Raw genomic sequence first — 23,482 nt, 5'->3', positions numbered from 1 at the left:
GCTACTTGCCGCCACCCAACGAATGCACGTAGATCGCGAGCATCTTGATCGTCACCGGATCGAGCTTGCCTTCCCACGCCGGCATCACGCCGGAGCGGCCGTTGCGAATCGTTTCCTCGACATCGACCTTGCGACCGCCAAAGAGCCAGATCCCGTCGGTCAGGTTCGGAGCACCCATTTCAAGCGTGCCCTTTGCTTCGGCGCCGTGACAGGCGGCACACTGCTCCCCGAACACGGTCTTGCCCCGCTCGACAGCCGCGGTGTCGCCTTTGACACCGGACAGCGACAGCACGTAGTCGGCCGTGTCCGAGATCTGCGCGTTGGTCAGGATCTGGTCGATGCCGAAGCGCGGCATGGCGCCTTCGTGAGCTTTCTCGTGACCCGAGCGGATGCCGTAGCGGATCGTGTTCTGAATGGCCTCGTTGCCGCCGCCCCACAGCCAATCGTCGTCATTGAGGTTAGGATAGCCTTTGAAGCCCTGAGCACCTTTGCCGTGACACGGCGCGCAGTTGTTACCGAACTGCGTAGCACCGCCCCGCAGCACGAACTCCATGAGGTCGGGGTTTTTCTCGATCTCCTCGATCGGCTTCGCGCCAATCGCCTCGATGAACTTGGCCTGGCTCTCCTTGGCGAGTGCCAAGTCCTTCGCGACCTCCACACGCTGGCTGTAGCCGAGGGTTCCCCGCGTATAGCCGCTGATGCCGGGCCAAGCGGGGTAGAGCACCCAATATCCGATCGACCAGACGATAGAGGCGTAGAGCACATAGAGCCACCACTTGGGCAGCGGCTTGTTGAGCTCCTTCAGGTCTCCATCCCAGACGTGCCCGGTGGTCTCGACGCCGGTAACGGCATCGATCTCTTTATTGATCGCCATGTGACTGCTCCCCAATGCGCTCGTCGCCCTCGAGCGGAAGTCGTGCTGCTGCTTCGAAACGCGCCCGGTTGGCAGGGCGCAGAGCATGGATGACGACGCCGAGCAGGACGGCGCCGAAGATGCTCATCGCGAGAACCTGCGAGAGAGCGGAAAGATTTTCGTAGCTCATCTTCCTCTCCTCATCTCAGGTTCGGCCCGGCCGCATCGAACTTGGTGAAGTCGACCAGCGTGCCAAGCATCTGCAGATAGGCGATCAGAGCGTCCATCTCGGTGGCGGGACCTTCGGGATTGCCGTCGAACTTACGCACCTGTGCCTTCGGATAGCGTTCGAGCACGCCCTTCGCCTCCTTCGAGTCGGGTTGCGTCTGCGCGATCAGGTCCACCTTCGCCTTTTCGATCATCTCGTCGTTGTAGGGCACGCCGGCGAGCTTCAGCGCGCCCATGCGATCGGCGATGTCGTTCGCATCGACCTGACGTGTGGCGAGAAACGGATAGCCGGGCATCACGGAAGCCGGCACCACCTCGCGCGGCGCCTTCATGTGATCCACGTGCCAGGCGTCGGAGTATTTGCCGCCCACGCGCGCGAGATCCGGACCGGTGCGCTTCGAACCCCACTGGAACGGATGGTCGTACATGCTCTCGGCAGCGAGGCTGTAGTGGCCATACCGTTCGACCTCGTCGCGCAGCGACCGGATCATCTGGCTATGGCAGTTGTAGCAACCCTCGCGGATGTAGATGTCGCGTCCCGCGAGCTCTAGCGGAGAGTAGGGACGCATACCCTGCACCTTCTCGATCGTCGAGCCGAGGAAGAACAGCGGCGCGATCTCGATCAGGCCGCCGATCGACACGACGATCAGGATGCCGACCAGCAGCACCATCGAGTTTTTTTCAAAAAATTCATGCTTCATGATTGTTCCCCCTCACTCGGCCGGATGGGCCAAGAGACCCGCGCGCAGCTCAGGAGCGCTGGCGGAACGCGGCTGTTGCTTGATGTCGACAGGCTTGGCACCCTGCACGGTCTTCCAGACGTTCCAGGCCATCATCAGCGAGCCGAGCACGAACAGAAGGCCACCGGTCGCGCGGATGATGTACGGCCAGTACATCGCCTCCACCGTCTCGACGAACGAGTAGGTGAGGAAGCCGAGGTGATCGTAGGCGCGCCACATGAGGCCCTGCATCACACCCGAGACCCACATCGACGAGATGTAGAGAACGATGCCGATGGTCGCGATCCAGAAGTGCCACTCGACAAGCCGTAGGGAGTAGAGCCCTTCACGCTTCCAGAGCCACGGCACGAGGCAGTAGATCGCGCCGAACGACACCATGCCGACCCAGCCGAGCGCACCCGAGTGCACGTGCCCGATCGTCCAGTCCGTGTAGTGGCTGAGCGAGTTCACCGCCTTGATCGACATCAGCGGGCCTTCGAAGGTCGACATGCCGTAGAAGGCGACCGACACCACGAGCAGGCGCACGACCGGATCGGTCCGCAGCCGGTCCCATGCACCCGAGAGCGTCATGAGGCCATTGATCATGCCGCCCCAAGAAGGCATCCACAGCATGATCGAGAACGTCATGCCGAGGGTCTGCGCCCAATCCGGCAGCGCCGTGTAGTGAAGGTGGTGCGGACCCGCCCAGATGTAGAGGAAGATCAGGCTCCAGAAGTGGATGATGGAGAGGCGATAGGAATAGACCGGCCGCTCCACCCGCTTCGGAATGAAGTAGTACATGATGCCGAGGAAGCCGGCGGTCAGGAAGAAGCCAACCGCATTATGCCCGTACCACCACTGCGTCATCGCATCCTGGACGCCAGCGAACAGCGAGTAGCTCTTGGAGCCGAGCACCGAGACCGGCACCGCCAGGTTGTTCACGATATGAAGCATCGCGATGGTGACGATAAACGCCAGATAGAACCAGTTCGCGACGTAGATATGCGGTTCCTTGCGCTTCCAGAGCGTTCCAAGGAACACGAGCAGGTAGGCGACCCAGACGATCGTCAGGAACAGGTCCACGTACCATTCGGGCTCGGCGTACTCCTTGCCCTGCGTCGAGCCGAGCACATAGCCCGTCGCGGCGAGCACGATGAATATCTGATAGCCGAACACGACGAACCAGGGCGTCCAATAGCCCGCGAGCCGCGCGCGGCTCGTCCGCTGCACCACGTAGAGCGAGGTTGCAATCAGGACGTTGCCGCCGAACGCGAAGATGACCGCCGACGTGTGCAGCGGCCTGAGGCGTCCGAAATTGGTCCACGGCAGATCGAAGTTAAGCGCCGGGAACGCGAGCTGCCAGGCGATGAGATCGCCGACCAGAAACCCGACGACGCCCCAGACCACGGCCGCGAGCGTCGCGAACTTGATCGGCCCATCCATATAGGACTGTTGCTCGTCGAGCCCGCCCTTGCGCGGATTGGCCATGATGTAGAGCCCGCCGACGACGGCCGCGACCGCAATCAGTAGACCGTGGAACCGGATCACCTCGTCGAGACCGGCAAATGCGAGGATGCTGCCGGCCGCTCCAAACAGAGCGGCGGACATCAACCCCAATGCACCGGAAACTGCAATGACCTCTTCGCTGGTTGATTTCATGAGATGCCCCTGGCCCGCCCTTCTGCGCTCGCTCTTGAACCGTTCCAGACTTGATGAAGTCAGCATCCGCACGATGCCTTGACGGCGATCAATTGGACGCATCGGCGGACCAATTGGACGCAGCACCAGCGGCAAACTTGCCCTTGCAAAATGAGCCGCGACGCCGACAAAAAAACGCCCCCGAAATCGGGAGCGCTGGAACGCAACTGAATACGTAAGTAGCGCCTACTCGTTGGCGAGATCGGCAAGACGCGCGACATCACAAAGCGTGACGGTCGTGCCGCCCTGCTCGACCTCGATGACGTTCATCGTGCGAAGCTTCGTCAGAGTACGGCTCACCGTCTCGATCGTCAGTCCGAGAAGGTCCGCGATATCGCTTCTGCGCATGGCGAGTGTCACCGTGCTGCCGTCTGCGTCACCCGAACGGCGATGTAGCGCGAGCAGGAACGACGCAACCCGCTCGACGGCGCTGCGCTGTCCCACCGTCACCAGCAGGCTGCGCGTGGCCGCCAGCTCCTGGCAGACCGACTTGTAAAGCTTGAGCGCGAGATTGGCGTCGGTTTCCGCGAACGCCTCCAGGGCAGAAGCCGAGAGGCAACGCACCTTAGAGGTGCAGGTCGCCTGCGCGGAAAGAATGTGCTCCTCCAGAGCGCCGAGCCCGATCAGATCGCCGGGATAGGCAAAATCGATGATCCGGCGGCGCCCGTCGCACAAGGTCTTGTAGATGGCGATGACGCCTTCCTCGACCCGGAACACATGCAGTCTCGGATCGCCCTCGCAGAACACATGCTCTTTGCTCTCGAGCTTGCGCACACTTGCATAGGCCATGCGCTCATCGAGCGTGCTGCCGGTCGGCGGCGAGATGGAGATGCGCGAGCTCTGCGGACGGAACGAATGGGTTTCGGAAGTTTGGAATCCGAGCATCGACTTCTCCTCGCCAAGGAATTGCGTTGGAGAGGATTAAAAAGGGCTTCCGAACCGGCGATATGCAATGTCCGTGACGAATTGTGAGAGAATGTAACAGGCGGCCGAAACGGCCGCCCAAAGCCGAGCTTAGCCATCAGCTTTGGGTCCCGTCAGCCCCACGCCCATGGGCTTCAGCACACCGTCGGCTGACAGAGCTCGATCCTGAACTTTTGATGTTTGCGGTTGCGGCTGAAGTCGAATTGCCGATTGTCGTGACAGGAGACCTTCCCCTGCACGCCGACATCGTCCCCGAGAGGAATTTCCTGGTACATCAGAACCTCGTTGAGGTCGCAGCCCTTCTCCTGCTTGAGCTGGGCTTTGAGAACGAGGCGCCACGGCCCTTCCTCCGGGGTAACTGGGCCATCCTGCGCCGAAACCGGCACGGCCGACAGAGCCACAGCTAGAATTCCGGCAACCCCAAAGCTTTTGCCGACGCCTCTCATGGTTCTCTCCCTCAAAACTGTCGCGGCCATCTGATCCGCGCACGGGACCAATGGCTTTGACGCACATCAAAGAAGCACCACGCGTCGATGCTAACGTCTCGCCAAGCTTCCTTGCTTCGCTTGTTTTCCCCTCCCGCAAGCCAAAGCACTCGACGAGCAAACATGGCGACAAACCCCATCGATATCCTGTTTTCGCTGAAGGGCCGAATCGGCCGGACGACGTGGTGGATCGCGAGCCTCGCGGTACTCGTGGCGGCAATCGCAGGCGTTTTTCTCTTCAACGAGGACAACTTCGACGAAAGCGCCCACGCCATCGCCGAAGCCCCGACCATGGCTGCGTTCCTGTGGGCGGCGATCTGCGGCTATGTCGCAATCTCGCTCAATGTGAAGCGCTTCAACGACGCGGCGCGTTCACGCTGGCTGGGCCTCGCCTTTGCAATCGCAGGCGCCGCACTTCTGACGGGATGGGGTTTGGGCGCGTTCCATCACCCCTTCGCGGCAACCGTAGAAACTGCAGTTTTCTGGTTGCTGGCACTGCCGATCGCACTCGCCCTTGCCGAAGCCGGCACCCGCCCCAGCGCTTCTCCTGTAATCGCTGCCTGATGAGACCTTGCCCGTGGACCCGTTGATCTTGACACTCGCCACCGGATTCGGGCTCGGCCTCGCGAGCACGCTTCACTGCGCGGGCATGTGCGGCGGCATCGCGTCGAGCCTTCTGTTCGCCGGGCCGCGCAGCGCAAGCCTGGGTCAAACGCTGGCGCTCACGCACGCGGGACGCATAACGGCCTACGCCCTTGCCGGCGCCTTGATTGCCGCCCTCGGCACGCCCGTCATCGGCTGGCTCGACCGCGAGATCGCCTTCAAGCTTGTGCAATGGGCCGGCGCGGTCGCGCTGATGTGGATTGGCCTTTCGACGGCCGGCCTCCTGCCCGCGCTCAGCGGCATCGATACGCTGCTGCGCCCCGTGGCCAACGTGCTCGTTCGAGCGACCAGCGGAGCGCAGGGACGCGCGTGGTCTCCGTTTGCCGCCGGGCTAGCCTGGGGCCTTATGCCATGCGCCATGGTCTACGGCGCTCTGTTCATGGCCATGCTGACCGGGTCCGCGCTGTCCGGTGCCTTGGCGATGCTGGCGTTCGGCCTCGGCACCCTGCCCGCGCTCATCGCCGCGACCCTCGGCGTACGCGCCCTCGCGCGCGCCGGACAACGCCAGAGCCTGCGCGTGGCCGCGGGTCTCGCCATCGGCGCCTTCGGCTTCATGACGGTCTGGCTTCCGCATCCTGCGACGGGCGTGATCTGTGCCCCCGGTGAGCAGGCTCGGTTGAGCTGGATCAATTTCGAGCGCCCGACGAACCCTTAGCGTTAATCGATCTACGCTGATGGAGAGCCAACGTGCACGCCACCCTTCGCATAGCCGTTTTCGTCGTCGTGTTCGTGCCGGTAGCGGCTAACGCGGCAACCGCAGGCAACGCCGCCGACGGCGAGCGTTACGCCAAAGCCCACTGTGCCGAATGCCACACGGTCGACAAATCCGGTGAGATTTCACCGGACTTCGCGGCACCCCGCTTCGTCGATGTCGCCAATACGCCTGGCATGACCGAGCGCGCAATTGCCGTATGGCTGCAGACCTCCCACCCGACCATGCCCGACCTCATGATCCCCGAGCCTGTCCGCGACAGCCTGATCGCTTACATCATGAGCCTGAAGTCGCTCCCGCAACAATAACCGGATCTCGGCGTTTCCTTTGCAACGCCTCGCAAAACAGAAACAGGATCGGGAGGAATGAACATGCGGGCTTCGGCGATCGCGAGCGGTCTCCTCATCGTCATCGCCTTACAGTCCGGCGGCTGCTCGGAGGCGGATACCGACACCATCGACACCGGAAGAGCCGCGCTCGAAACCCGTTGCAGCCGCTGCCACGCCATCGGCCTCGAAGACACAAGCGCGCACGCCGAAGCGCCACCCTTCCGGGAGATCGTGCGTCGCTACCCGCCCGAGAACCTTGCCGAATCCCTCGCCGAAGGCATCGTCTCGGGTCATCCGGACATGCCTCAGTTCGTCATGGAGCCGAGCGAGATCGGTGCCGTCATCGACTACCTGTCCAGCCTGCTACCCCAAAACAAGAGCTGACCCGCCCGCGTGTGGAACAGTCAGTCCGGATGGTGAAACAGCCGGATCGGATGGTGGCGTTCGGCCGAGAAGTGCCATACATCCTGTCGCAAACTTCGGCCCGCAAGGACGGCCGACACGGGAGAGCACGATGCCGAGACAGCGCCAGCCTCTGGATTTCGCGGGCTCCGGCCTCGAGGAAACCGAGCTGATCGCGTTTCTCTCCGATCCTGCCTCCTACCCCGAACCGGCCGAGCCTATTGACAGGATCGAGACCCACGCCGCGCGCGTGTTCCTGGTCGGCCGCAAAGCCTACAAAATCAAGAAGCGCATCAAGCTGCCGTTTCTCGACTTCTCGACGCTCGCCTCGCGCAAGCAAGCGCTCGAACGGGAATTTGAACTCAATCGCGACCACGCTCCCGAACTCTATCTCGGTGTCTCTCCGATCAGCCGCACGCCGGACGGAAGCTTCTCCTTCGGCGAAGATGAGATCGTCGACTACGCGCTCGTGATGAACCGATTCGATCAGGAAGGGCTTCTGGCTCGCATCTCGGCCCGCGGCCCCCTGCCGTCCACGATCGCGAGAGAGCTGGCCGATATGGTTGCCCGCTACCATCGCGCCGTCCCGATTGCTGCCGGCACCTCCGGCGCCGACCTGATGCGCGACACCATAACTGGGCTCGCAGCGGGCTTGACCGACGCCGCCCCCGCCTCGGCCGTAGAGGTGATGAAGGAATTCGCCCGGCGCAGCTTGGCCGAGGTCGTATTGCTCGGCCCGCTCCTCGAAGCCCGCGGCGTGGCCGGTCACGTACGCCGCTGCCACGGCGATCTCCATCTCGGCAACATCGTCTTGCGCGACGGCCGCGCGGTTCCCTTCGACGCCCTCGAATTCGACGAGCGCCTGGCCTGCACTGACGTATTCTACGATCTCGCCTTTCTGCTCATGGATCTCGACGTGCGCGGCGACAGGACCGCGGCCAACATCGTCCTCAATGCCTATGTCACGGCCGAGCCGACCGGCGGCGAAATCGAGGGCCTCGCCACGCTACCCCTGTTCCTCGCGACACGCGCCGCCGTGCGCGCGCTCGTGGCACTGGAGAGCGCATTGCAGAAGCCCGAGGGTCAGGACGCCGACGACGTCGACCGGGCTCGTAGCTACGCGAACGCCGCCAACACCTATCTCTCTCCTCGGCCACCAATGCTGATCGCAGTCGGCGGGCTGTCGGGAACCGGCAAGTCGACACTCTCAGCCAGCCTCGCGTCGCGCATTGGCCCAGCCCCCGGCGCGCTGGTGCTCCGCACCGATGTCGAGCGCAAGAAACTGTTCGATGTGCCGGAGACCTTCCACCTGACAGTGGAGCACTACGCCGAACAGGCTTCCGACGAAGTCTATGCCGTACTTTACGACAAGACCCACCGCGCGCTCGCGGCCGGACACGCCGTCATCTTCGATGGCGTCTCCGCCAAGGTCGCGGAACGCGACAGAATAGAAGAGATCGCCCGTAAGCTCGGTATTGCTTTCGCGGGATTGTGGCTCGAAGCCCCGCTCGAAACACAAATCGCGCGCGTCGAAGCGCGCCGCGGCGACGCTTCCGATTCGAACGAGGCTGTCGTTCGCGCCCAAGCCGAACGCGACGTCGGCGAAGTCCACTGGCATCGGATCGATGCGGGAAAAACGCCGGAGCACGCCCTAAATCTCGCCCTCGAAGCGCTCGGCCTTTCTCAATCTTGATCCGGAGCAAAGCGGCCCAGCTTCCCTGCTCCTACCGTCGACCGCATCCCATTTTCTTCATGTCGACGGAGATCCAATGAACCACCGCCACCGCAAAGTCCTGCACGCGATCTTCGCCCACCCCATCAGCGCCAACATCGACATGAAAGAACTGGAGCACGCGCTCGAAGCGCTTGGAGCGGAGATCGAGTCGAAATCCGGCAACCGCCTTGGCATCTCGCTCGGAGGCCACAAAGTGGCGGTTCAGCACGTCAACCACAGCGTACCCAAAGAAGAGATCATCCAGATCCGCAAATTCCTGGAGACCTGCGGCGTCGCAGCAGCTGACTATCCGCTCTGATCTTCCGGGAACGCGGAAAGCACGATAGCGGCCGCGCTTCGGCTGAGAGGCGCGGAGCGGGGGCGGGAGACCAACATCCGTTGCTGTCTCCCGGTAAGCGTCACGCCGCTTTGCTGTTGCCCATGACGCCTTCCGCCGTCTTCTTCAGCTCTTCGGCCTGCGATCCGAGCTTCCTGGCCGCAGCAAGCATCTGGGCTGCAGCCGATCCCGTCGTCGCCGCCGAGCCAGAGAGCTCAACCGCGTTGGAGGCGACATCCGACGTCCCGCGTGCGGCTTCCTGCACGTTGCGGGCAATCTCGATGGTCGCGGCGCCCTGTTCCTCGACGGCCGCGGCGATGGTCGTCGCGATCTGATCCATCGTCTTGATGATGCCGCCGATGTTTCCGATCGATCCCACCGCTTCCGCCGTGGAACCTTGGATCGCGTTGATCTGCGCGCCGATCTCGGCAGTTGCCTTGGCCGTCTGATTGGCGAGCGACTTGACCTCCTGCGCAACGACCGCAAATCCCTTGCCTGCCTCGCCCGCACGCGCCGCTTCGATCGTGGCATTGAGCGCCAGAAGATTGGTCTGCCGCGCGATATTGCTGATCAGTTCGACCACGTCGCCGATTTTCTGTGAGGCGAGCGAAAGATTGCGGACCTTGTCCGAGGTCTCATCAGCCGTGGAGACCGCGCGCCCCGCGATTTCAGTGGAGCCTGCGACCTGCCGGGAGATTTCCTTGACTGACGCCGAAAGCTCGTCGGCCGCCGACGCAACCGTCCGCACGTTGGCCGAGGCCTGCTCGGCAGCCGCCGCCACCGCGGATGTCTGATCGGTCGCGTTCCTGGCCGAGTTCGCAACCGCATCGGCCGCACGCTCGAGCTCGTTTGCGGTGTGAGCGACAGATCCCGCCATCGAGACGACGGCTCCCGCCAAGCCGGCGAGCTCCCTGCGACCTGCCTCGAGATAAACCGAAATAGCCAGATCCATATCGAGCATGGCGGCTTTCAGCACCGCGCTCTGCAGATCGAGCCGCCGGTCCGGCGCCGGCGCGCCCTTGCCTTTCCAGGCCACGCCGCTCTGACCGGACGAGGTCTGCGGCAGCCTCAAGGCAATCGCCTGCAACAGGCCGTTGACCAAGGCATTGTAGCCGCCGATGTACCATCTCGGGTCGAGCCCGATCCGATGATGGGTCTCGCCGATCCTCTTGATCGAGGCTTCGTAAACTGCGTCGAAATTGCCGTCGAGGATCGTCTGCCAATGGCGGAGCTGCGCATTTTTGGCGCCGACCATCATGTCGCGATTTTTGAAGAACGCCGCCGTCTCGGGATACTTCACGAGGTGTTCGTAAAATCTCTCGAGCACCCCCGGAAGCTCCGCAACGAGGAAGCTCTTGTATTCCCGAAGCAGCCGACGAGCTTCTTCATCGATTTGATTGAAAGAAAGTCGCGCCGCCATTGCTGCATTGGAATTCATGTTCATTCTCTCTTCCGGAAGATCATTCGAAACTGAACACGGTTCGGACGCGCATTTCAGAACGCGGGCAATGAATTTAGCCCTGCAACAATCCAAAACTCGAACGACGTACAGGTAGCGTCTGACGACTTACAAACAGCTAAAGGACTAAAGCACCTTACTTTTCGCCGTATTTGGATCGCTGCTGAGATTCAGCTGAGTCGCGTGTCAAAAACAAGCGCCTCAACCCCCGCGCGATCAATTATCGGAAATAAGATTTCTTGATCGGGCGCATAAAGAAACTTTGCGCATTTCGCAATAAGGTATCAAAGGGAGCTTCACGACCCGTGACACGTAAATGCAGTCAACTCGTTATTTCTTAGACGGCAATCGCGTGTCGGCGCCGCGCGACCTCGCGCGAAAGATAAGGATCGAACACAGCACAAATCGTCCGCACGAACGGCTTGCCGCGATCCGTTATCCTGATCCCTTCCTCGCTGATGTCGACGAACGCATCTTCGTCGCCCCGCGCACAGTCTTCGGCCTCTTGACGCACCCGCTCCACGCTGCTGCCGAACTGGTCGGCAAGATCGCGCCACGAAACCGCGAACCCGCACATGAGTTGCTCGATCAGCGCCGCGCGCAAGTTGTCGTCGCCTTGCATCTCATGCCCACGCACTGTCCCCAGCTCACCACCCGAAATCCGTCTGGTGTAGTCGTCGACTGCAACCGCGTTCTGCGCGAAGCCCTGCGGCAGCCGGGATATGGCCGAAGCCCCGAAGCCGAGCAGCGCATCCGCCTTGTCCGTCGTATAGCCTTGGAAATTTCGCGCCGGGGCCGCTTTAGCGAGCGAATCTTCCGGTCGCGCAAAGTGGTCGATCCCGATCTCCACGTACCCCGCCTCCACAAGACGTCGCGCGATCAGCCTCGCCTGAGCGAAACGCTCGACGGGACCTGGTAACGTCGTCTCATCGATCAACCGCTGATGCTTGAGCCGATCCGGCAGATGCGCATAACCGAATACGGCCGCGCGATCGGGCTGAAGCGCGAGCACCTGGTCGAGCGTCCGCGCGAGACTGTCCTCTGTCTGGCCGGGAAGCCCATAGACGAGATCCATGTTGATGGAGGCGACCCCGCGGCCGCGAAAAATCTCCGCGGCACGTCGCGTCGTTTCGAAGCTCTGAATCCGCCCGATGGCGCGCTGCACCGCTTCGTCGAAATCCTGGACACCGATCGAGACGCGATTGACACCGACGGCTGCAAAGCTGTCGGCTTGGTCCTCCCGGAGAAGGCGCGGATCGATTTCGACGGCGAACTCGCCGTCCGCCGCCACCGTGAAGCGCGCACGTAGTGCCTGGCCGAGCCGGAGGATGTCGGAAGCAGAGAGAATATCCGGCGAGCCACCACCCCAATGCACATGCCGGACGCAATGCCCTGCCGGCACGAGACCGCCCACGGCATCGATTTCGCCCACCAAAGGCGCGAGATAGTCGGCAACCGGCTGATAGCGGCGAACGGCCTTTGTGCTGCACCCGCAATACCAGCACAGCTCGCGGCAGTAAGGGATGTGCACATAGAGAGAGAGGGCCGCATCGGCAGGAAGCGTCGCGAGCCACCCCCGATAGTGCTCCTCGGTAATCGCCGCGGAGAAATGGTTCGCGGTCGGGTAGCTCGTGTAGCGCGGCACCGGCGCAGCGTACCGTTTGATGAGTTCGGGCGTCATGGCGGCCTGATCGAAAGACCGCCGGAACGCCCCGGCGGCAGTCTCGAAGACTACCGATCGCCACCCGGCGCACGTTGACCCAGATCAAGGGTTAAACCCGGATCACCCGACGCGTCACTCCGCCGGCTGCGAGACATGAGTATCGTCCCGAGCTTCAGGGCGCCTGCGTAAGCCAAGCCCGGCGAGCCAGCGGCAGATCACGTAGAACACGGGTGTGAAGATGAGACCGAACACCGTAACGCCGATCATGCCGGAGAACACCGCGGTCCCGAGCGCCTGCCGCAGCTCCGCACCCGCGCCGACCGCCCACACCAGCGGTACCACGCCCAGAATGAACGCCAGCGACGTCATCAGAATGGGCCGCATTCTGAGCCGCGACGCTTCGGTCGCCGCATCCCAACGGCTCTTGCCTTGCGCCTCGAGTTGATGGGCGAATTCGACGATCAGAATGGCGTTCTTGGCCGCAAGGCCGATCAGCACGATGAAGCCGACCTGGGTCAGGATGTTGTTGTCCATGCCTCGCAGGATCACGCCGGAAATCGACGCGATGAGGCTCATCGGCACGATCAGGATGACGGCCAACGGCAACGTGAGGCTTTCGAACTGTGCGGCCAGCACCAGGAACACGAACACGACGCCGAGCGCGAACGCGAAGGCTGCGGTGTTGCCGGCCCGGATCTGCTGGTAGGCAAGCTCGGTCCACTCGTAGCTGAAGCCCTGCGGCAACGTCTCCGCGGCGAGCTTCTGCATCAGGTCGATGGCCTGACCCTGCGAGTAACCCGGTGCCGCCGCGCCGTCGAGTTCGGCCGCCGGATAGAGATTGTATCTCGGCACGCGCGCCGGCGCCGAAACGTCGTGCACAGTCGTGAACGTCCCGAGCGGCACCGTATCCCCGGTGGAGTTGCGCACGCGGATCTTCAGAACGTCCTTGCTGTTGGTCCGGAAATCGCTGTCGGCTTGCGCCGTCACACGGAACGTGCGGCCGAGCAGGTTGAAGTCGTTGACGTAGGCCGAGCCGAGATAGGTCTGCAAAGCTGTGAACACGTCGGACACGTTCACGCCGAGCATCTGCGCCTTGACGCGATCGATATCGAGATAGATCTGCGGCGTCGAATTCTCGAACAGCGAGAACACCTGCTGGAGACCTGGCGTCTGCGCGGCCTTCGCCATCATAGCACCGACGGCCTGCTGCAGCGCCGCCGGCCCCGCGCCGGAGCGGTCCTGAACCATCATGCGGAAGCCACCTGCGCTGCCGATGCCACGCACTGGCGGTGGTGCCACGACGAGCACCATCGCGTCTTGGATCGTGGAGAATTTGGCGAGAAGCGCCTTCTGAATCGATTGCGCCGAAAGCGCCGGATCCCCGGCCCGCTCCGTGAACGGCTTGAGCACGACGAACACCGCGCCCGCATTGGACGAGTTCGTGCGCGTGGCGCCCGAGAAGCCGACGATATTGACGGCATGCGCCACGCCAGGAACGTCGAGCGCGAGCTCCACCGCGCGGCGGTTGACCTCGTTGGTGCGCGTCAGGGACGCGGCGGGGGGAAGCTGCGTAATCGTGATGAGGTAGCCGCCATCGACTGCCGGAATGAAGCCGACCGGCGTTTTGCGGAACTCGTTCATGCCGAACGCGAGCAGCCCCACGTAGATGACCAGCATCACGAGCGAGAGCCGCACGATCCTTCCCACAAACCAGCCGTAGCCGTTCGAGAGTTTGTCGAAGCTCCAGTTGAACACGCGGAAGAAGGCCTGCACCGGCCACATTAGGACGCTCGTCCGGTGGCTTTCAGCATGCGGTTTGAGCAGCAGCGCGCAGAGCGCCGGCGAAAGCGTGAGCGAGACGATCAGCGAGATCACTGTGGCGCCCGCAATCGTCAAGGCGAACTGGCGATAGAACTGCCCCGAGATACCGGTGATGAACGCCGACGGCACGAACACCGCGGAAAGCACGAGCGCGATGGCGACCAGCGCGCCGCCCACCTCCTCCATCGTCTGATAGGAAGCTTCGCGAGGGCTCATGCCCTTGGCCATGTTGCGCTCGACGTTCTCGACGACCACGATCGCGTCGTCGACGACGATGCCAATGGCCAGCACCAGCCCGAAGAGAGACAGGTTGTTGAGCGAGAACCCGAAGGCGGACAGCAGGAAGAAGGTGCCGATCAGAGACACCGGAATGGCCACGATCGGAATAATCGCCGCCCGCCACGTCTGCAGGAACACGATTACCACCAGCACGACGAGAACGACGGCTTCGAGGATGGTGTGCACCACCGCATCGACGGACTGTTGAACGAACTCCGTGGGGTTGTAGATGATGTCGTATTTGACGCCAGCCGGGAAGCTATTGGAAAGCTCCGACATGGTCGACTTGATGCGCTCCGCCGTATCGATCGCGTTCGAGCCGGGCAACTGGAAGACGCCGAGCCCGATCGCGGGGTTCTTGTCGAGATAGGAGTTGAGACCGTAGTCCAGCGCGGCGAGCTCGACGCGCGCGACATCCTTGAGCCGCACCACCGCATTGGTGCTCTGCTTCACGACGATTTCGGAAAACTCGGCCGGATCCGTGAGACGCCCCTGCGTCTGCACCGAGATCTGAAACGCGCCGGGCTGCTCGAGGGGCGGCTGATTGAGGATACCGGCCGCCACCTGCACGTTCTGCCGCTGCAGGGCCGTCGTGACGTCGCTGGCGGTGAGACCCAGCGATTGCAGGCGATCGGGATCGAGCCAAACACGCATCGAGTAGTCGCGGCTGCCGAACACGGTGATCGAGCCGACACCTTCGATGCGGCTCAGCACGTCGACGACATTGACGCTGGCGTAATTCGAGATGAACAGAGTGTCGCGCGACTGGTCAGGCGAATAAAGATGCACGACCATCAGCATGTCGGGCGAGGCCTTGGCCACAGTCACGCCGATGTTGCGCACGTCCGCGGGCAGCCTCGGCTGCGCGACCGAGACACGGTTCTGAACCTGAACCTGCGCCGTATCGAGGTTTGTGCCGAGATCGAACGTGACCGAGATCGTGAAACGGCCGTCACCCGTCGAGTTCGACGAGATATAGAGCATGCGCTCCACGCCGTTGATCTGCTGCTCGAGCGGCGCAACGACGGTCGCCGCCACCACTTCGGCGCTCGCGCCGGGATACTGTCCCGTCACGTTCACGACCGGCGGAGCGATCTCGGGATACTGCGCAACCGGCAGACGCCCGACAGCCACCATGCCCACGATCACGAACACGATCGAGATCACAGCGGCAAAGATCGGCCGGTCGATAAAGAAGTGTGAGAGGCGCATGGATCACCTGTCCGCCTAGGTGCGGCACGACGAAAAAGAACTAGTTGGTACCGACGACGGTCTCTTTAGCGTCGCCCCCCGAAGCCGCGTTCTCGGGCGACACCTTCGCGCCCGGCCGCACCCGCATCAGGCCGTTGACGACAACCGTATCGTTGGCGTCGAGCCCGCTCGTGATGACACGCAATCCGTCGACGACGGGTCCGAGCGTCACGTACTTCGGGTTGACGACATCGTCCTTTGAAAGCACGTAGACGAACTTGCGCACCTGCTCGGTGGCGATGGCGCTGTCCGGCACCAGAACTGCAACGGCCGGCGCCGAGACCGTGATCTGGATCCGCCCGAACATGCCCGGCGTCAGCCTGCCATCTGGGTTCTTGAACTCGGCGCGGCCGCGAATGGTGCCCGACGACCTATCGATCGCGTTGTCGACGAAATCGATCTTTCCTTCGTGCTTGAACTCCTGCTCGTCGATGAGCTTGAGCCGGGCCGGCAACGACATCCCCCTGTTCGCTTCGCTCGAAGCCGCGGCAGTCGCCGCGCGCAGGTAACGGAGGTAGGAAGCCTCGTCCATCGTGAATTCGAAGCGGATCGGATCGACGGACGCAACTGTCGCAAGCAACGTCGTGGTCCCGCTCGTTCCGCCCGTTACCAGGTTGCCGATCGAAACACGCCGATCACCGATACGCCCGGAAATCGGCGACTTGAGTTCCGTGAACTGCAGATCGAGCGCCGCCTGCGTCATGGCCGCTTCCTGGGCCGTGACCGATGCTTCCGCAACGCGCTTGGCCTGCATCCGCTGGTCCAGCGTCTGCTGCGTTATCGTCGTGCCGCGGATCAGGTTCTCGCCGCGCTTCAGGTCGCTTTCGGCGAAAGCAAGATTGGCCTCGGCCTGCTGCTTACCCGCCTTGGCCTGATCGAGCGCGGCCTCGAACGGACGCCGATCGATTGTGAAAAGTTGATCGCCTTCGCGCACCATCTGACCGTCGGTGAAATGGATCTTGTCTAGATAGCCGGAAACGCGCGCACGCACTTCGACGAAGTCGAACGCCACGAAGCGGCCGACATACTCGTCATAATCGGCAATCTTCTTGGAAACCGGCTTGGACACCGTGACCTTTGGCGCCGGAGGCGGGGCTGCCGTTTGGCTGGACGTATTGTCACCGCACGCCGCAAGTGAGAGCGACAGACCCAGAGCGGACGCGAATGCAAAGCGGGAGCGACGAGGCGACATAGGCCCTCCAGCGCATGAAATGAAAGTTTCGAACGTGCCCGGGTCAGGACTTGGAGCAAAACGTTTGCGCCGGAAGCCAAAAATTCAAGAATCAGACTAGGAGCTTTACAGGACCCATTTGATCCGATGACAAAGCTATTCGAAGTATGATAGGCGTTACTGACCGGTAACACCCGTTACGTACCGGTCGGTACCCCAACAGTCAAGGCCAGTGAGCAAATCCTTGGTACAAAGCAGGCAACATGCCGCGGGCGAAACACCGCCACCTCCGCGCGAGCGGATCGTCGCGGTTGCACGCGAACTCTTTTACCGCCATGGCGTCCACACCGTAGGTGTCGAACTCATCGCCGAGGCTGCTCAAACCAATAAAATGACGCTCTATCGTCACTTCAAGTCGAAGGACGATCTTGTTGTCGAATATGCCCGGCAGCTGGCCGCCGAAGGGGACGCGGTTTGGTCCCGCCTCGCAGAGACCTTTCCGGATAGCCCGCAAAAGCGGCTCGACGCCTGGGTCGACCACGTCGAGGAAGTCCTGACCAGCCGCTTCGAGCGGGGATGCGCGCTCGCCAACGCCGCCGTCGAACTACAGGCCACCCACCCGGCCCGCAGCGTCATCGAGGATTACAAGCGCCGCAAACGAGAAAACCTGGTGAAGCTGTTCCATGACGCCGACTACCGCGATCCGGACATGCTCGCCGATGAAGTCTTCCTGCTTTTCGAGGGCGCCCGGATCAGCATTCAGTGCGGCGGCAGAGGCCCTGCGCTGCGCGCCGTGAAGATGTTGCGCGATCTATTGGCCAACGCCCCGCGCAACCCTGCGACCACCTAGCACCGACGCTCACGTCAGCGCCACAGCCCAACCTCTTCCCACGTATCCGGCGGAATTTCTTTGCCGAGTTCATAGGTGAAGGCGAGTGCCTTGAGCTGATCGCCCGACACCGTGCAATTGAACGACAGGGCATACCAATGCTTGTCGGCCCGCACGGCACCGCCCTTCGCCGACACCACGTTGCCTTCGAACGAGGCGCGCTTGAACGTATCCGTCACCAGCCGGTCTGCGCGCGGAAGACGCTTGTCGCGCCGGATGGCCTCGAGCCCCTTCACGACGCAAGCCTGATGCGCGCGCTCCTCGGGGCTCAGCTTCATCAGCGATTTTTCGAGAGATCCGGCCCCGGCAGCAAGGCTCGCATCGATCACAAAGAGAACCGTCAGAACAGTCGTATAGGCAGCCTTCAACGTCTCGTCCTCCCCCAAGTCCCCCAATCGCCTCGTCAAAGGCAACAGGCTTGAAGGAGCAATCAAATGTGGCAGTAATGAGTGACGTTAATACGCCAACGGATCTCTATCGCTCGGCGCTGCGATCGCGCTCACCACCGCCGTCGGCCTGATCGGGCGGCGTACTCTTTTCTTCAACTTCCTCGAGGCTGGAGAGCTTGTCGATTACCGGCCAGGGCATCGGAGATTTCACGATCGCACCGTAGTAGCGACGCAGCTCTGATCCGATGAATTTGATCATTTCGTTCATCAAGCCTGAACGGCCGCCGCCATCGAAGAGTTCCCACTTTCCCCTCGGAAACCGCGACGACGACATGGCATCCCGCCCCGAATTCTGTTGCGGATCAGCCCATCTGATATTTCTGCCGTGCCTACCACCGCAACCCGCGTATATTTTTGACTTCAAAGGGGGGGCGAATGACCGACACGACTGGGCTCAGCGCGCCGCGTTGGAAGGAAAAGCTCGAGACGGCACTGTTGAACCCCATCCGCGCTTTTCGTCTCCGCTATCTGCCGCTGTTGATGGTTTATTTCGCCTATGGCGCGCTCGGCATCATCACCATTGCCGAAAGCTTCTGGATCAAGTCGGCACTGACACTGACGCCGTCGGAGCTTGCGGCCCTGAGCGTGTGGCTGACGCTGCCCTGGACCATCAAAATGGTCTTCGGGGAACTTGTCGATGCCGTACCGGTCATGGGCTCCCAGCGCAGAGCGTATGTGCTGATCGGCGGCGGCCTGGTCGCTCTCGGTTTGTTGACCCTCGCAGGCGCAGCAGGAGGCTGGCTGACATTCGCCGCACCGCAAGATCTTTACCGCCTCGGCTCGTTCCTGAGCGTCGTCGGCGTCGTGCTCCAGGACGTAACCGCCGACGCCATGAGCACCGAGGTCGTGAGCCGCGAGACCGCGGACGGGTCCCCACGCGATCCAAGGGACATCAATCGCGATCTCGGCATGGTGCAGGTGCTGGGCCGGCTCGCGCTCTCGCTCGGCATGGTGGCCGTCGCTGGTTTGGCCGGCTGGCTCGCGAGCGTCTTCTCTTACGAGACCGTGTTCCTCTGCGGGCTCGTCATTCCGCTGATATCCATTTCCGGCGCGCTGCTGATCGACATCAAGACGCCCGCGACCCGCTCCGTCGACTGGCGCATCCTGGGCGGCGGTATCGCCTTCGGCGCCACCGTCGCGACGCTCGCCATCACCGGCGTGCCTTATGGCCAGGAAATCGTGTTCGTCGTCTCGATGGCCGTCGTCTCGGCCATGCTGTGGCGCGTCGTCGGCGACCTCGATCCCCGGACAAAGGAGAAAATCTTCTACGCCGCCCTCATCATCTTCGCCTTCCGCGCAACGCCGCTCGTCGGCCAGGGCTACACCTGGTTCACCATCGACGTGCTCGGCTTCGACGAGGCCTTTCAGGGCACGCTTAATCAGATCGGCGCCTTGCTTGCGCTCGTCGGAACCTGGTTTTTCTCGGATGCGATAACCAGACGCCCAATCCCCGTCGTGCTGTTCTGGCTCACCATCGCTGCGAGCCTGCTCACGGTGCCCAGCCTCGCACTGACACTCGGCATCAGCGAATGGACGCAAGCGACGTTGGGCTTTGGCGCCCGCACCATCGCCGTGATCGACACGGCCGCTTCGTCACCCTTGCTTCAGCTCAGCATGATCCCGCTACTCACACTCTGCGCCATCTACGCACCTGAGAAGCGCCGCGCCACGTGGTTCGCCCTGATGGGATCGCTGATGAATCTGGCCCTCGTCGCCGGCGCCCTGCAAACCAAGTATCTCAACCAGATCCTTGTCGTGGATCGCGGCTCCTACGAAAACCTCCCGCTGATCCTTGGTCTCGTCATGACCATCGGCCTCGTCGTCCCGCTGACGGCGATTTTGCTCTTCGGAAGAAAACTGAATGAAGAAACGGCCGCGACGCCCACAACGTAATGGCGGGCGAAGATCAGGGCTTCGCGGTGTAGACCGGGCTCGACGAACCGATCTGCGTGCTTTCGGCAATCAGGTAGTAGCTGTTCACCCAGCCCTTGACCTTGCCATAGCGTATCGGACACCAGTCCGCATAGCATCGCCCGATGATCTCGACGCTGCGGCCCTTCGGGGGAATACCCCCTATCTGCTCGTGCTGCTCGGAGGGGCCGCGCCGCACGTTGAGAACGTCGCCCTTACTCACACCATGAACTCTGTAGCGGGAGCCGGAAGCGGCGGACGGCATCGCGACCTCACGCGCTCGGGCGTCATCGGCGTCAGCGTACATCTCGCTTGCCGTCAAAGCGCGCGCTGACGGCGCATTGGAAGGCGATGCGGAAGGGGTCGACCCGGCATCGCGGCGCGCTGCCGGGAGCTGCGCAACGAAGGTCTCTTTCTTGGCAACCTTCTTCGGCGCTTCAGATTTCGCTGGCGCCGCGCGTTTTTCCGCCTCTTCCTTCTTTGGCGCCGCACGCTTTTCGAGCGGCCGCACCGGCCCCTGAGGACCGACGCGAGACGAAGCATCCATCAGACCGGTTCCGCCGAATTTCATAGTCGGATCGTCCTGCGAAGCGGAAGCGGCGGCCGCCGCGTCAGCACGCGCGACCACGACAGGCTGCGAAACAGGATTTGCCGTCTCGCCAGCCGGAGTGACCGACGGCTCCTGTGCCCGAGCGGGAGGAGCGCTCGCAGCCGAGCTGCTCGCCTCGACAAAGGTCCTTTTCTTCGCCGTCTCGCTTTTTGCGTTCGCTAGCGCGCGCTTGGTAACCTCAGGCTCGGCCTTCGCGACTTGCGTGGGCGGGCGAGCGGCAGGCGCATCGGGAACCGCTTGCTCGACGAGGGTCGCCGTGCCGGTCTCTCCGTTGTCCTTGCGCCAGAACAGGCGCGATCCGTCGCGTGCGAGCGTGATGCAATGGGGCTCGGCATCGAACCAGCGGAAGAATTTCGAGCACAGCTTGTCGCCGTCGACCCACCACCGGCCGCGGTCTTTGGGAGCGCCGAGAATAGGCGCCAGGTCGCCAGCCTCGCCCGCGAGCATCCCATCGGTGCCAAAGCGGATGGGCATTTTGGTTCCGAGGGGCGTATCGATTTCGACGAGAGATCCGGGAATGCTCTTTTTCAGCTCATCGCCGCCAACCGGCACCGGCTCAGCCAGAGCGGCCGTCGCTACTGCCAAAAAACCAATGGCGAAGAATGGCCTGAGCAAGTTCGACCCTAACTCTACCGTACTGAAGGATGCCCCTTCTGTTCCTCCTACACGAGTGTGGCAGGAACAGGGTTCAACCCTTACACAAACCTGAAAAGCCAGGCCACCAGCGTCGAAAAATACCATGCACCGGGCCCGCCCGTGCAGCAACCGCTGAACCGGCGTGCTTAATCAATAGGATCATGCGTGTTACCGTTAGGTAAAGATCCGCGCAGTGACGGCCTCCGGGCGTGCTCTTTGGCCCTTCCCGACCAGCCCCAAAAAGCGTGCGGGCGGGGTTCCTTAGCCCCACCCGCCTGCTGATCCCCCCGGCCGATGAAGAACCTTAGAAGGCGCTCGCCGTCGGGCGCACGATCACCTCGTTGACATCCACATCGTCCGGCTGCTCGACCGCATAGGCGATGGCCCGCGCGATAGCGTCCGGGGTCAGCGCCGTCTTGCGCAATCCCTTGAGCAGATCCTTGGCACTCGCGTCCGAGATGTCGTCACCGAGTTCGGTCGCAACCACCCCGGGCGAAATCGTGGTGACGCGGACGTCTGGATTCTCCTGGCGCAGGCCCTCGGAAATCGCCCAGACCGCGTACTTGGTCCCGCAATAGACGGCTGCGGTTGGCACCACCACGTGCGCGCCGATCGAGGCGACGTTGATGATCTGCCCCGCCCCGCGCGCTTTCATGTCCGGCAGCACGGCCGCGATACCGTACAGCACACCGCGGATGTTGACGTCGAGCATACGATCCCATTCGTCCACCTTGAGCGCTTCCATTGGTGAAAGCGGCATCACCCCCGCGTTGTTGATCAGAACGTCCACCTTGCCGAATTCCCAGTTGGCGAAGGCCACGAACTCCTGAACGCTGCTTCTCTTTGCGACGTCGACGGCGTGAGCACGGGCTTCTCCGCCTTTCGCCTTGATCTCCGCAACGAGCTTCTCGAGGCGATCGGTCCTGCGCGCACCGACGACGACCTTGGCGCCGCGCTCGGCAAGAAGCTTCGCGGCGGCCTCCCCGATCCCGCTCGAAGCGCCCGTGATGACAATGACCTTCCCTGCGATATTGCTCATGGTCTCTCTCCATTGTTAGTCCGAGGCGAAAGGCGCCCCGTCTGGCGATGAAGATGCGCGGGCGGACCGATCAAGCGGTAGATCGAAGCTCCGTTCTTATTGCACAATCCTCCAGCACGCGATTTTTAGGCTCCGCTTAGCTCCCCGACTGAGGCTAGTATCCGACCGAGAAAAGGGTGCAAACCGCCCGTTCCAAGGGAATATCGAAATGTCCGACGTCCGTGAGCTTGCCGAGCTGATTGAACAATTCTCCGAACGCGACGGCGCGCACGACACCGCAATTCCGCGCATGTTCCTGCATCGCGCGTCTGCCGTCAGCACCCCGCTGCACACGGTGTATCAGCCCGCCGTCTGCTTCATCGCGCAGGGCAGCAAACAGGCCATGGCCGGTGAGAACGTCTATTCCTACAAAGGCGGCGACTATCTGATCATCTCTGTCGACATTCCGGCTGTCAGCCAGATCACCGCCGCGACGCCGGAGCATCCCTTCCTCAGCCTGAGGCTCGACCTCGATCCCGGTGTGATCGGCGCCTTGATGCTCGAAAGCGATATCGAGCGCGCCTCGCGCGGCCAACCGGAGCCGTCGCTCGCCGTCAGCACCATGACCGAAGAGTTGCTCGATGCCGCAATCCGCCTCTTGCGCCTGCTGAAGACACCGCGCGACATTCCGATCCTGGCCCCGCTTGCGGAACGCGAGATCCTCTATCGACTGCTGCGCGGCGAGCAGACATCGCGCATGGGCCAGATCGCGTTCGCCGAAAGCAAGCTGCAGCAGATCAATCGCGCCATCGCCTGGATCAAGACCAACTTCCGCCATGCGTTCAGCGTCGAGGATTTGGCCGATGAAGCCCGCATGAGTTCCTCAGCGCTTCACCAACACTTCAAAACCGTCACCGGAATGACTCCGCTCCAGTATCAGAAGCAGTTGCGCCTGCAGGAAGCGCGTCGCTTGATGCTCACCGAGGCGACGGACGCCGCCCTCGCTGGCCATACGGTGGGCTACGAGAGCCCATCCCAATTCAGCCGCGAGTATCGCCGCCTGTTCGGCGCGCCGCCGCTACGCGATATCGAGAAATTGCGGGCGACAGCAGGCACGTTCACCACAGCCTAGGCTGTGAACTCACTATGGCTAGTGCAGTGATGAGCCAAAGCGAGCCAAGGGCTAGGAAAAGCGCGCAGGTCGATGCCGTCGCATCGGACAAGCGGTTTGACGACGCCATTGGCTCGCTTTGGCTCACCC

General features: G+C 62.5%; 23 protein-coding genes. 9 read left to right on the top strand and 14 right to left on the bottom strand.

What is annotated here, in order from left to right:
* Position 1 precedes the first annotated feature (1 nt).
* The 6 genes from ccoP to RCO24_RS18175 all read right to left on the bottom strand — a co-directional run bounded on the left by ccoP (position 2) and on the right by RCO24_RS18175 (position 4,868).
* Positions 2 to 874 carry a cytochrome-c oxidase, cbb3-type subunit III gene (gene ccoP, locus RCO24_RS18200; protein WP_308964105.1) on the bottom strand — a complete coding sequence of 291 codons (873 nt, stop codon included), beginning with the start codon at positions 872 to 874 and terminating at the stop codon, positions 2 to 4.
* Positions 861 to 1,043: a cbb3-type cytochrome c oxidase subunit 3 gene (locus tag RCO24_RS18195; RefSeq protein ID WP_308964104.1), complete on the bottom strand. Its 183-nt coding sequence runs from the start codon at positions 1,041 to 1,043 to the stop codon at positions 861 to 863. The genes ccoP and RCO24_RS18195 overlap by 14 nt, the downstream gene beginning before the upstream one ends.
* A gap of 10 nt (positions 1,044 to 1,053) precedes the next feature.
* Positions 1,054 to 1,782 carry a cytochrome-c oxidase, cbb3-type subunit II gene (gene ccoO / locus RCO24_RS18190; protein ID WP_308964103.1) on the bottom strand — a complete coding sequence of 243 codons (729 nt, stop codon included), beginning with the start codon at positions 1,780 to 1,782 and terminating at the stop codon, positions 1,054 to 1,056.
* Positions 1,783 to 1,794: 12 nt separating this feature from the next.
* Complete coding sequence (gene ccoN, locus RCO24_RS18185; protein ID WP_374990979.1) at positions 1,795 to 3,459, bottom strand: cytochrome-c oxidase, cbb3-type subunit I; 1,665 nt, start codon at positions 3,457 to 3,459, stop codon at positions 1,795 to 1,797.
* Between the two features lie 225 nt (positions 3,460 to 3,684).
* Positions 3,685 to 4,383 carry a helix-turn-helix domain-containing protein gene (locus RCO24_RS18180; protein ID WP_308964102.1) on the bottom strand — a complete coding sequence of 233 codons (699 nt, stop codon included), beginning with the start codon at positions 4,381 to 4,383 and terminating at the stop codon, positions 3,685 to 3,687.
* A 173-nt stretch (positions 4,384 to 4,556) separates the two neighbouring features.
* Positions 4,557 to 4,868 (bottom strand): hypothetical protein, encoded by a 312-nt coding sequence (locus tag RCO24_RS18175; protein WP_308964101.1) that lies wholly within the window; start codon positions 4,866 to 4,868, stop codon positions 4,557 to 4,559.
* Between the two features lie 162 nt (positions 4,869 to 5,030).
* Here RCO24_RS18175 and RCO24_RS18170 point away from each other — a divergent pair, with 162 nt between their 5' ends.
* From RCO24_RS18170 to RCO24_RS18145, 6 genes are all read left to right on the top strand, one after another.
* On the top strand, positions 5,031 to 5,471 hold the full coding sequence (locus RCO24_RS18170; protein ID WP_308964100.1) for a DUF805 domain-containing protein: 441 nt from the start codon (positions 5,031 to 5,033) through the stop codon (positions 5,469 to 5,471).
* Positions 5,472 to 5,484: 13 nt separating this feature from the next.
* Positions 5,485 to 6,225 (top strand): sulfite exporter TauE/SafE family protein, encoded by a 741-nt coding sequence (locus RCO24_RS18165; protein WP_308964099.1) that lies wholly within the window; start codon positions 5,485 to 5,487, stop codon positions 6,223 to 6,225.
* Between the two features lie 32 nt (positions 6,226 to 6,257).
* On the top strand, positions 6,258 to 6,590 hold the full coding sequence (locus RCO24_RS18160; RefSeq protein WP_308964098.1) for a cytochrome C: 333 nt from the start codon (positions 6,258 to 6,260) through the stop codon (positions 6,588 to 6,590).
* Between the two features lie 57 nt (positions 6,591 to 6,647).
* On the top strand, positions 6,648 to 6,995 hold the full coding sequence (locus RCO24_RS18155; RefSeq protein ID WP_308964097.1) for a cytochrome c: 348 nt from the start codon (positions 6,648 to 6,650) through the stop codon (positions 6,993 to 6,995).
* Between the two features lie 130 nt (positions 6,996 to 7,125).
* Positions 7,126 to 8,706, top strand: coding sequence for an AAA family ATPase (locus RCO24_RS18150; protein WP_308964096.1), 1,581 nt, complete (start codon positions 7,126 to 7,128; stop codon positions 8,704 to 8,706).
* A 76-nt stretch (positions 8,707 to 8,782) separates the two neighbouring features.
* Positions 8,783 to 9,046, top strand: a complete 264-nt coding sequence (locus RCO24_RS18145; protein ID WP_308964095.1) for a hypothetical protein — start codon at positions 8,783 to 8,785, stop codon at positions 9,044 to 9,046.
* A 100-nt stretch (positions 9,047 to 9,146) separates the two neighbouring features.
* Here the strand turns inward: RCO24_RS18145 and RCO24_RS18140 are convergent, their stop codons facing one another.
* From RCO24_RS18140 to RCO24_RS18125, 4 genes are all read right to left on the bottom strand, one after another.
* A complete protein-coding gene (locus RCO24_RS18140) occupies positions 9,147 to 10,502 on the bottom strand; it encodes a globin-coupled sensor protein (RefSeq protein WP_308964094.1) in 1,356 nt (451 codons plus the stop codon).
* 358 nt (positions 10,503 to 10,860) lie between these two features.
* Positions 10,861 to 12,204, bottom strand: a complete 1,344-nt coding sequence (hemN, locus tag RCO24_RS18135; protein WP_308964093.1) for an oxygen-independent coproporphyrinogen III oxidase — start codon at positions 12,202 to 12,204, stop codon at positions 10,861 to 10,863.
* Between the two features lie 114 nt (positions 12,205 to 12,318).
* Positions 12,319 to 15,498, bottom strand: a complete 3,180-nt coding sequence (locus RCO24_RS18130; protein WP_308964092.1) for a multidrug efflux RND transporter permease subunit — start codon at positions 15,496 to 15,498, stop codon at positions 12,319 to 12,321.
* Between the two features lie 40 nt (positions 15,499 to 15,538).
* On the bottom strand, positions 15,539 to 16,729 hold the full coding sequence (locus RCO24_RS18125; protein ID WP_308964091.1) for an efflux RND transporter periplasmic adaptor subunit: 1,191 nt from the start codon (positions 16,727 to 16,729) through the stop codon (positions 15,539 to 15,541).
* A 223-nt stretch (positions 16,730 to 16,952) separates the two neighbouring features.
* Here RCO24_RS18125 and RCO24_RS18120 point away from each other — a divergent pair, with 223 nt between their 5' ends.
* On the top strand, positions 16,953 to 17,558 hold the full coding sequence (locus RCO24_RS18120; RefSeq protein WP_308964090.1) for a TetR/AcrR family transcriptional regulator: 606 nt from the start codon (positions 16,953 to 16,955) through the stop codon (positions 17,556 to 17,558).
* Positions 17,559 to 17,572: 14 nt separating this feature from the next.
* Here the strand turns inward: RCO24_RS18120 and RCO24_RS18115 are convergent, their stop codons facing one another.
* Positions 17,573 to 17,965: a DUF930 domain-containing protein gene (locus RCO24_RS18115; RefSeq protein WP_308964089.1), complete on the bottom strand. Its 393-nt coding sequence runs from the start codon at positions 17,963 to 17,965 to the stop codon at positions 17,573 to 17,575.
* Positions 17,966 to 18,071: 106 nt separating this feature from the next.
* A complete protein-coding gene (locus RCO24_RS18110; protein WP_308964088.1) occupies positions 18,072 to 18,245 on the bottom strand; it encodes a hypothetical protein in 174 nt (57 codons plus the stop codon).
* 176 nt (positions 18,246 to 18,421) lie between these two features.
* Here RCO24_RS18110 and RCO24_RS18105 point away from each other — a divergent pair, with 176 nt between their 5' ends.
* Positions 18,422 to 19,939 (top strand): hypothetical protein, encoded by a 1,518-nt coding sequence (locus RCO24_RS18105; RefSeq protein WP_308964087.1) that lies wholly within the window; start codon positions 18,422 to 18,424, stop codon positions 19,937 to 19,939.
* A gap of 13 nt (positions 19,940 to 19,952) precedes the next feature.
* Here RCO24_RS18105 and RCO24_RS18100 read toward each other — a convergent pair whose 3' ends face one another.
* Both RCO24_RS18100 and RCO24_RS18095 read right to left on the bottom strand, forming a co-directional pair.
* Positions 19,953 to 21,152: an SH3 domain-containing protein gene (locus RCO24_RS18100; protein ID WP_308964086.1), complete on the bottom strand. Its 1,200-nt coding sequence runs from the start codon at positions 21,150 to 21,152 to the stop codon at positions 19,953 to 19,955.
* Positions 21,153 to 21,507: 355 nt separating this feature from the next.
* Positions 21,508 to 22,242 carry an SDR family oxidoreductase gene (locus tag RCO24_RS18095; RefSeq protein WP_308964085.1) on the bottom strand — a complete coding sequence of 245 codons (735 nt, stop codon included), beginning with the start codon at positions 22,240 to 22,242 and terminating at the stop codon, positions 21,508 to 21,510.
* Positions 22,243 to 22,450: 208 nt separating this feature from the next.
* Between RCO24_RS18095 and RCO24_RS18090 the strand changes: the two genes are divergently transcribed.
* Positions 22,451 to 23,353: an AraC family transcriptional regulator gene (locus RCO24_RS18090; RefSeq protein ID WP_308964084.1), complete on the top strand. Its 903-nt coding sequence runs from the start codon at positions 22,451 to 22,453 to the stop codon at positions 23,351 to 23,353.
* Positions 23,354 to 23,482 lie beyond the last annotated feature (129 nt).

The organism is Hyphomicrobium sp. LHD-15 (assembly GCF_031157355.1).
GTDB lineage: Bacteria > Pseudomonadota > Alphaproteobacteria > Rhizobiales > Hyphomicrobiaceae > Hyphomicrobium_C.
The sequence above is the reverse complement of the archived record's forward strand: the minus strand, read 5'-3'. Positions and strand labels throughout refer to the sequence as shown.

Bases quoted from the DNA above. Each gene is read 5' to 3' on its own strand.
- ccoP (WP_308964105.1), bottom strand. From the start codon at position 874: ATGGCGATCAATAAAGAGATCGATGCCGTTACCGGCGTCGAGACCACC.
- RCO24_RS18195 (WP_308964104.1), bottom strand. From the start codon at position 1,043: ATGAGCTACGAAAATCTTTCCGCTCTCTCGCAGGTTCTCGCGATGAGC.
- ccoO (WP_308964103.1), bottom strand. From the start codon at position 1,782: ATGAAGCATGAATTTTTTGAAAAAAACTCGATGGTGCTGCTGGTCGGC.
- ccoN (WP_374990979.1), bottom strand. From the start codon at position 3,459: ATGAAATCAACCAGCGAAGAGGTCATTGCAGTTTCCGGTGCATTGGGG.
- RCO24_RS18180 (WP_308964102.1), bottom strand. From the start codon at position 4,383: ATGCTCGGATTCCAAACTTCCGAAACCCATTCGTTCCGTCCGCAGAGC.
- RCO24_RS18175 (WP_308964101.1), bottom strand. From the start codon at position 4,868: ATGAGAGGCGTCGGCAAAAGCTTTGGGGTTGCCGGAATTCTAGCTGTG.
- RCO24_RS18170 (WP_308964100.1), top strand. From the start codon at position 5,031: ATGGCGACAAACCCCATCGATATCCTGTTTTCGCTGAAGGGCCGAATC.
- RCO24_RS18155 (WP_308964097.1), top strand. From the start codon at position 6,648: ATGAACATGCGGGCTTCGGCGATCGCGAGCGGTCTCCTCATCGTCATC.
- RCO24_RS18150 (WP_308964096.1), top strand. From the start codon at position 7,126: ATGCCGAGACAGCGCCAGCCTCTGGATTTCGCGGGCTCCGGCCTCGAG.
- RCO24_RS18145 (WP_308964095.1), top strand. From the start codon at position 8,783: ATGAACCACCGCCACCGCAAAGTCCTGCACGCGATCTTCGCCCACCCC.
- RCO24_RS18140 (WP_308964094.1), bottom strand. From the start codon at position 10,502: ATGAATTCCAATGCAGCAATGGCGGCGCGACTTTCTTTCAATCAAATC.
- hemN (WP_308964093.1), bottom strand. From the start codon at position 12,204: ATGACGCCCGAACTCATCAAACGGTACGCTGCGCCGGTGCCGCGCTAC.
- RCO24_RS18130 (WP_308964092.1), bottom strand. From the start codon at position 15,498: ATGCGCCTCTCACACTTCTTTATCGACCGGCCGATCTTTGCCGCTGTG.
- RCO24_RS18125 (WP_308964091.1), bottom strand. From the start codon at position 16,729: ATGTCGCCTCGTCGCTCCCGCTTTGCATTCGCGTCCGCTCTGGGTCTG.
- RCO24_RS18110 (WP_308964088.1), bottom strand. From the start codon at position 18,245: ATGATCAAATTCATCGGATCAGAGCTGCGTCGCTACTACGGTGCGATC.
- RCO24_RS18105 (WP_308964087.1), top strand. From the start codon at position 18,422: ATGACCGACACGACTGGGCTCAGCGCGCCGCGTTGGAAGGAAAAGCTC.
- RCO24_RS18095 (WP_308964085.1), bottom strand. From the start codon at position 22,242: ATGAGCAATATCGCAGGGAAGGTCATTGTCATCACGGGCGCTTCGAGC.
- RCO24_RS18090 (WP_308964084.1), top strand. From the start codon at position 22,451: ATGTCCGACGTCCGTGAGCTTGCCGAGCTGATTGAACAATTCTCCGAA.